Below are 7,929 nucleotides of genomic sequence, written 5' to 3'. Positions count from 1 at the left end.
GAGCAGTTCAACGTGCAGTGGAAGATCGAGGCCATCGTCGACCCGTCGGGCGGCTCGGCACCCCCGGCCACCGGCGGCCCCACGGGCTCCAGCGGCGGCTACGGCGGTGGAGGCGGCGCCGGTCATGGCGGAACCGGTGGCGGGGGTTACGGCAGTGGCGGTGGCGGTGGCGCCCCGGCCTCCCAGCGCCCGGCGTCCCCCCAGCCCCCGCCCGCCGCCCCCTCCGCGACCACCTCGGCCCCGGCGCCCGCGGCCGCTCCCACTCCGCGGCCGTCCGCCCCGGAACCGCCCCCGGTCTCCCCCGAGGACGACACCCCGGAGGACGACGACCCCGACCTCGACGAGTCGGCCCTGTCCGGCCACCAACTCATCGTGAGAGAGCTGGGGGCAACGGTGATGGAGGAGTTCTCGAACGAATAGCGGGTCGGCGACGTCGATCCGTGGGCGGTCATGCCGCCTGGGCGGCTCCCGACCCACCGAAGGGGCACCTCGCAAGCGCCGGGCTGCGCGAGCCGCCCCTCCGCACCCGCACCGAAGCACCCGCCTCTCGGCACCCGCACCGAAGCACCCGCCTCTCGGCACCCGCACCGAAGCACCCGCCTCTCGGCACCCGCACCGAAGCACCAACGAAGCACCCGCCCCGAAGCACCCCCACAGGCCCGCCTTGGAGGAACCTACAGCTCGCCTCCCTCCACCCCTTCGGAACCCCGCACAAAAACCCGGTTAGGCTGACCCCCGTGAAGGTCCTCGTCATCGGCAGCGGTGCCCGCGAACACGCCCTGTGCCGTTCTCTGTCCCTAGATCCCGACGTCAGCGCGCTGTACTGCGCTCCCGGCAACGCCGGCATCGCCGAGGTCGCCGAGCTGCACCAGGTCGACGCCCTCGACGGCGCGGCCGTGTCCGCGCTGGCCGTGGAACTCGGCGCCGGCCTGGTCGTCGTAGGCCCGGAGGCGCCGCTCGTCGCCGGGGTCGCCGACGCCGTGCGGGAGGCGGGCATCCCCGTCTTCGGCCCCTCCAAGGAGGCCGCGCAGCTCGAGGGCTCGAAGGCCTTCGCCAAGGACGTCATGGCGAGGGCCGAGGTGCCCACCGCGCGGTCGTACGTCTGTACGACCCCGGAAGAGGCCGCCGAAGCCCTCGACGCCTTCGGCGCCCCGTACGTAGTGAAGGACGACGGGCTCGCCGCCGGCAAGGGCGTCGTGGTGACGAGCGACCTCGACGAGGCCAAGTCGCATGCGGGCGCCTGCGAGCGCGTGGTCATCGAGGAGTTCCTCGACGGCCCCGAGGTCTCCCTCTTCGCCATCACCGACGGCGTGACGGTCGTCCCCCTCCAGCCCGCCCAGGACTTCAAGCGCGCGCTGGACGGCGACGAGGGCCCGAACACCGGCGGCATGGGCGCGTACTCCCCGCTGCCCTGGGCGGACCCGAAGCTGGTGGACGAGGTCATGGAGACCGTCCTGCAGCCGACCGTCGACGAGATGCGTCGCCGCGGCACCCCCTTCTCCGGCCTGCTCTACGCCGGTCTGGCGATCACCAGCCGTGGCGTGCGGGTCATCGAGTTCAACGCCCGCTTCGGCGACCCCGAGACCCAGGTCGTCCTCGCCCGGCTGAAGACGCCGCTCGCCGGCATCCTGACGGCCGCCGCCACGGGCAACCTCGCCGACCTGCCGCCCCTGCGCTGGAGCGACGAAGCCGCGGTCACCGTGGTCGTCGCCTCGCACAACTACCCCGGCACCCCGCGCACCGGTGACCCGATCACCGGCCTCGACGAGGTGGCCGCCCAGGACGCCCCGCACGCGTACGTCCTGCACGCCGGCACCAGGCGCGAGGGTGACGCCGTGGTCAGCGCGGGCGGCCGGGTCCTGTCCGTCACGGCGGTCGGCGAGGACCTCACGGAGGCCCGCGACCGCGCGTACCGGGCCGTCGCCCGCGTCAACCTGGACGGCTCCCAGTACCGGACGGACATCGCGGCGAAGGTGGCGTCCGGCGCCTGAAAAATCCTGGCGCGGACCGCAGGAAAACCCGGATATCGCTAAACCTCGCAGGCCCCGGATCCGTCTCAGGATCCGGGGCCTGATCGTTGCTGTCCGTCATCCACCTTTCCCCACGGCCATTCCATCGAGTGACCGATGCCCCATCCGGCTGACGGCGGCCAGGGCCCCAACTAGGGTGCGGCGCAAGCGGTCCGGCACTTGGCCCACCGGCATTGCGATGTCTGTGGTGGGTGCCACAGTGGGGGAGTGAGCAACGCCAGGAGAGCCGGGCAGAGAGCCGGGCCGGCAGGACGGCAGGGAGGGGGCGAGGTCCGGTCATGACCGGTATGGGTGTGGAGGCGGGCGCGCACGCCGCGCGGTCCCGAGCCCTGGCCGTGCTGCGCATCCGCAGCCGGGCGCTGGCCGTCGCGCTGCTGCCCGCGGCCGTCGCCGTCGTGCTGCTCGCCGGCGGCTCCACCGACCACCTCGTGGGCCCCGGCTGGGACGCCGCCCGGTGGGCGATGTCCGTCGTCGCCGCCCTCGTACTGCTCGCCGCCGGCGGCATCGCCCTGGTCGTCGCCCGCTCCCGGCCCGCCGTCAGCCCGACGGTCCCGATCGCCGAGGAGTCGGCCCCCGACCTCTACCGCATGGTGCGCGACCTCGCCGACCGCCTCGACGTCCCGGCACCCTCCGCCATAGCGCTCACCCCGGACTGCGACAGCTGGCTTGAGGACCGCACCCACCCGGCCCACGGCCCGCCCCCGCGCGAGGACCACGACGAGATAGCGGGCCCGGGCAGCTCCCACCGCCGTGCCGCCGCAGCGCCCGTCCTCGTCATCGGCTCCCCGTTCCTGTGGTGGATGCGCGTGGGCGAGCTGCGCGCCGTCCTCGCCCCGGTCGTCGCCGGTACGGGACCTTCGGCGCACCCGGACATAGCCGCGGCCCGCCGCTTCGTACGGGGCCTGGACGCGGCGGTGGCCGTGACCTCGGCGCCCGGCCGCAGCGCCCTCATCCGCCCGGTGCTCGCAGGCGTCGGCTGGGTCGCCCGTCTGCTGCTGCGCAGCTGTCGCGGCCATGCCACCGAGATGGAGCGCGGCGTCGCCGCCGCGGCGGCCGAGCGTGCACAGGCTGTGGACTACGGCCTCAGAATCGTCGCCCAGGAACAGGTGGGCCTCGCCTACGCCGGCTGGGACCGGCTGCTGACCCGGGTCGCGCTGCCCGCCTGGCGGATGGGCCGCTGGCCCTCCCGGCTGGACGCGGGCGTCGTCGCGGCCCTCACCGAGCTGTCCCGGCGCGACCGGCTGGCCGAGGGTTTCGCCTCCCGCCTGGGCGAGCGCCCCGCCTGCGACCTGCTCGAAGAGCCCGGCGCGATCGACGAGGCCGCCTCGCTGCTGGCCGCCCGCCTCTTCCACGGCGGCCCCGCCGAGCCGGGCCGGGACTGGGCCCCGGTGGACTGGCAGGAGTACCCGGACGAGGTCGTCGACCGCAAGTGGCGCACCGACGCGGCCCGCCTCCACCGCGTCCTGGACGCACTGGGCGTCCGCCGCGCCCCCGACCCCACCTCGTCGGACCCCGACGGCGGCCCGACCCTGGCCCGCGTCATGGACCACCTGACAGAACCGACGGCGACGACACCTGGCACCGACGGCGCCCCGGACCGGGCCACGGGGGATGCCCTGCCCGCCGGGGCCGACGACAGCACCGACCCACGCTCCACGGACCCACGCTCCACTGACGCCGAGACCGGCACGGAGACCGGCACCGGCACGGAGACCGGCACCGGCACGGAGACCGGCACCAGAACCGACGCGGTCGCGGACGCCGCCACCTCCTCCCCCTCCCCCCACGACGACCTCGACGACTTCAACGACCTCGACGACGACGCCCCCGGCGGCACCGAAAGCGGCACCGCCCTCGCCGCCCGCCTCAGCGCCGAACTCGCCCGCGAAGAGGCATCGGCGCCCGGGAACACACCCGCATCAGGCCCTCCCACGCCCGGCCAGAGCACCGGCAGCGGCGGCAGCCCCGACATCGCTCTCTGGGACGAAGGCATGCTCCCCCTCTTCCCCCTGCAGCCACCCCGCACCGCCCGCGAACTGCTCACCGACCACGTCACCGCGATGGTGTGCTGCGCCGCGATGGACACCGCCGGCGCCACCCCGGGCCTCGACTGGCTCGACGGCCCGTCCCTCATGGTCAACGGCGAACGGGCGGCCGACCTGACCCCCCGCGTCCTCAGCCTGGTGGAGGAGGGCGACCCGGCCCCTCTGCAGGCGTGGCTGGTCGAGTCGGGGATACGCCCGGAGAAGCCGGTCCGTCTCGTCTGACGGCCACCCACAGGCGCAGCGTCCACTGGCGGCGCCTACAGGCAGCGCCCCCAGGCAGGCCTACGGACAGCCCCTACGGACAGCGCACACCGGCGGCGCCTGTACCGGACCACCTGATTCCACTTACGGTCAATTCGCAACGAATAGTGACCGCCTGCGTGCGTAATGTGATGTGCTGGGACCGATCGAGCACAGGACAAGGGCTTACGCCGCAGGACAGGCACAGGACAAGGGCTTACGCCGCAGGGCACACAGGACGCGGGCGTAGGGGGCGCGAGGGAGGGGAGCGACCATGGGATCGGAGCAGATCCGCCGCTGGGAGTCGGGAGCACTCGCGCACGCGGTGACGGACCCCTTCGGCCAGGGCCCCGTCCCCTGGCTTCGCGGCACGGAGACGTACTTCGACGACACCGGCCAGGTCGTCCCCTGGTACGTGGACGCGGATCCGGCCCACAGTCCGAAGGAAGGCGCCTCCAGGGTGCCCTCCCCCCGCACCGCGGCCGGAGGCCCCCGCTCGGCCGACGACGTCCGCCGCCAGATCAAGGGCTTCACCTCCACCGGCGCGGTCGCCCCCGGCGAGGCCGTCGACTTCCACATCACCGTCGACCCGCCGCAGGAGTTCGCCGTCGACGTCTACCGCATCGGCCACTACGGCGGTGACGGCGCTGCGAAGATCACCACCAGCCCCCGTCTGGCGGGCATGGTCCAGCCCCCGCCACTGGCCGCGGACCGTACGGTCTCCTGCCACCACTGGTGGCTGTCCTGGCGCCTGCAGATCCCGAGCTACTGGAGCATCGGCGCGTACGTCGCCGTGCTCACCACCGCCGACGGCTACCGGTCCCACATCCCCTTCACCGTCCGCGACGATCACCCGGCCGACCTGCTGCTCCTGCTGCCCGACATCACCTGGCAGGCGTACAACCTCTACCCGGAGGACGGCCGTACCGGCGCCAGCCTCTACCACGCCTGGGACGAGAACGGCCGGCTGCTCGGCGAGGCCGACGCCGCGACGACGATCTCCTTCGACCGCCCGTACGCGGGAGCCGGCCTCCCCCTCCATGTGGGCCACGCCTACGACTTCATCCGCTGGGCCGAGCGCTACGGCTACGACCTCGCCTACGCCGACGCCCGCGACCTGCACGCCGGCAGGATCGACCCCACCCGCTACCGCGGCCTGGTCTTCCCCGGCCACGACGAGTACTGGTCGACGAACATGCGCCGCACCGTGGAACGCGCCCGCGAGCATGGCACCAGCCTGGTCTTCCTGTCGGCCAACACCATGTACTGGCAGGTGGAGTTGGGCCCGTCCCCGTCCGGCATCCCCGACCGCCTGCTCACCTGCCGAAAGCGCAGAGGGCCGGGCAAACCGGTGCTGTGGCGCGAGATCGACCGCCCCGAGCAGCAGTTGGTCGGCATCCAGTACGCCGGCCGTGTCCCCGAACCCCACCCCCTGATCGTGCGCAACGTCGGCCACTGGATGTGGGAGGCGACCGGCGCGCACGAGGGTGACGAGATCGAGGGCCTGGTCGCGGGCGAGGCCGACCGCTACTTCCCGCGCACCCCGCTGCCCGAGCACGACGACCGCATCCTGCTTGCCCACTCCCCGTACGCGGACAGCGAGGGAGCCCTCCGCCACCAGGAGACGTCCCTCTACCGCGCCCCCTCCGGCGCCCTGGTCTTCGCATCCGGGACGTTCGCGTGGTCACCGGCACTGGACCGCCCGGGCCACGTCGACTCCCGCGTCCAGCGCGCCACTGCGAACCTCCTGGACCACATCTGCAAACGTGGCTGACCATCCACCTACCAGTCCCCCTGTCCGGAACCGATCCCCCATACGGGAGAATCGACGCACGTGACAGAACCACGGGGAGGAACCGTGTCCGGATTCGTTGAAAAGCCCGAGCCCATCCAGGTTCCGGGTCTGGTACATCTGCACACCGGCAAGGTGCGCGACCTGTACCAGAACGAGGCGGGCGACCTCGTGATGGTCGCCAGCGACCGCCTCTCCGCCTTCGACTGGGTGCTGCCCACCGAGATCCCCGACAAGGGGAGGGTCCTCACCCAGCTCTCCCTGTGGTGGTTCGACCAGCTCGCCGACCTGGCCCCCAACCACGTCCTGAGCACCGACCTGCCCGACGGCGCCCCCGCCGACTGGGCCGGCCGCACCCTGGTCTGCAAGTCCCTCCGGATGGTCCCTGTGGAGTGCGTGGCCCGCGGCTACCTCACCGGCTCGGGCCTGGTCGAGTACGACGAGTCCCGTACGGTCTGCGGCCTCGCCCTCCCCGAAGGCCTTGTCGACGGCTCGGAACTGCCCGCCCCGATCTTCACCCCGGCCACCAAGGCCGAGGTCGGCGAGCACGACGAGAACGTCTCCTACGAGGAGGTCGCCCGCCAGGTCGGCGCCGACACCGCCGCCCGGCTGCGCCAGGCGACCCTCGCCGTGTACTCGCGCGGCCGGGACATCGCCCGGGACCGCGGGATCATCCTCGCGGACACCAAGTTCGAGTTCGGCTTCGACGGGGAGACCCTGGTCCTCGCGGACGAGGTCCTCACCCCGGACTCCTCCCGCTTCTGGCCGGCCGACCAGTGGCAGCCGGGCCGCGCGCAGCCGTCGTACGACAAGCAGTACGTCCGCGACTGGCTGACCTCGCCGGAGTCCGGCTGGGACCGCAAGAGCGAGCAGCCCCCGCCGCCGCTGCCCGAGCAGGTCGTGGCCGCGACGCGCGCCAAGTACGTGGAGGCGTACGAGCGGCTGACGGGCACGAGCTGGTCGTAGGACACGAAGAAGCCCCCCGGCGAAAGCCGGGGGGCCGATTCAGAGCGGACGACCAGGTTCGAACTGGCGACCTCAACCTTGGCAAGGTTGCGCTCTACCAACTGAGCTACGTCCGCAGTGCGCCGTGGCGCGAGAGCAACTATACCCAACCTCGCTCCCGCGCGAGCCGCACAGCAGCGTGACGGTTCTCCGCACCCAGCTTCGACACGGCCGACGACAGATAGTTCCGTACGGTCCCCTGCGACAGCGCGGCCCGCTCGGCGATCTCCGCGACCGGCGCTCCATCGGCGGCGAACTCCAGCACCTCCGCCTCCCGCGCGGTCAGCGGCGAGTCCCCGGCGGAGATCGCGTCGGCGGCCAACTCGGGATCGACGTAACGGTTTCCGGCGTGCACCGTGCGGATGATCTCCGCGAGCCGCTGCGCGCTGACGGTCTTCGGGACGAATCCCCGCACTCCCGCCTCCAGAGCCCGCTTCAGATGTCCCGGCCGCCCGTGACTGGTCACGATCAGCACCCGGCACCCGGGCAGCTCGGCCCGCAGGGATGTGGCGACCTTCACACCGTCCGCGCCGGGCATCTGCAGATCCAGTACGGCGACGTCGGGGGCGTGGGCACGCGCCATGGCCAGCGCCTCGGGCCCCGTCGCCGCCTCGGCGACGACCACGAGATCGTCCTCCAGGGAGAGCAACGCGGCGAGCGCACCCCGGATGAGGTGCTCGTCGTCGGCCAGGAGAAGTCGTACGGGAGTGGTCATGCCACGACCTCGCCCGCATCGGCCGTGAGCAGCGGCACCTCGGCCACCACCCGGAACAACCCGCCATCGACCCGCCCCGCCTCGAACGCCCCCTCCACCGCC

The 7,929-nt window shown here is 73.0% G+C and carries 5 protein-coding genes, 1 tRNA gene and 1 pseudogene; 5 read left to right on the top strand and 2 right to left on the bottom strand.

All coding sequences use genetic code 11. The annotated features are described in order from the left end of the window. From ADK57_RS09600 to ADK57_RS09580, 5 genes and pseudogenes are all read left to right on the top strand, one after another. A pseudogene (locus tag ADK57_RS09600) lies at positions 1 to 420 on the top strand (DNA polymerase III subunit gamma and tau); the annotation flags it as partial. A gap of 317 nt (positions 421 to 737) precedes the next feature. Beyond that, positions 738 to 1,991 carry a phosphoribosylamine--glycine ligase gene (purD, locus tag ADK57_RS09595; RefSeq protein WP_053748953.1) on the top strand — a complete coding sequence of 418 codons (1,254 nt, stop codon included), beginning with the start codon at positions 738 to 740 and terminating at the stop codon, positions 1,989 to 1,991. 317 nt (positions 1,992 to 2,308) lie between these two features. Further along, positions 2,309 to 4,297 (top strand): hypothetical protein, encoded by a 1,989-nt coding sequence (locus tag ADK57_RS09590; RefSeq protein ID WP_053748952.1) that lies wholly within the window; start codon positions 2,309 to 2,311, stop codon positions 4,295 to 4,297. Positions 4,298 to 4,589: 292 nt separating this feature from the next. After that, complete coding sequence (locus ADK57_RS09585) at positions 4,590 to 6,089, top strand: N,N-dimethylformamidase beta subunit family domain-containing protein (protein WP_053748951.1); 1,500 nt, start codon at positions 4,590 to 4,592, stop codon at positions 6,087 to 6,089. An 84-nt stretch (positions 6,090 to 6,173) separates the two neighbouring features. Next, complete coding sequence (locus ADK57_RS09580) at positions 6,174 to 7,073, top strand: phosphoribosylaminoimidazolesuccinocarboxamide synthase (protein WP_053748950.1); 900 nt, start codon at positions 6,174 to 6,176, stop codon at positions 7,071 to 7,073. 43 nt (positions 7,074 to 7,116) lie between these two features. On the opposite strand, the gene ADK57_RS09575 is transcribed toward ADK57_RS09580, so the two are convergent. Together ADK57_RS09575 and ADK57_RS09570 are read right to left on the bottom strand one after the other, a co-directional pair. Further along, positions 7,117 to 7,189, bottom strand: a tRNA-Gly gene (locus ADK57_RS09575). 23 nt (positions 7,190 to 7,212) lie between these two features. Beyond that, positions 7,213 to 7,827, bottom strand: coding sequence for a response regulator transcription factor (locus ADK57_RS09570; protein ID WP_053748949.1), 615 nt, complete (start codon positions 7,825 to 7,827; stop codon positions 7,213 to 7,215). Positions 7,828 to 7,929 lie beyond the last annotated feature (102 nt).

It is taken from the genome of Streptomyces sp. MMG1533 (genome assembly GCF_001279775.1).
Lineage (GTDB): Bacteria > Actinomycetota > Actinomycetes > Streptomycetales > Streptomycetaceae > Streptomyces.
The sequence above is the reverse complement of the archived record's forward strand: the minus strand, read 5'-3'. Positions and strand labels throughout refer to the sequence as shown.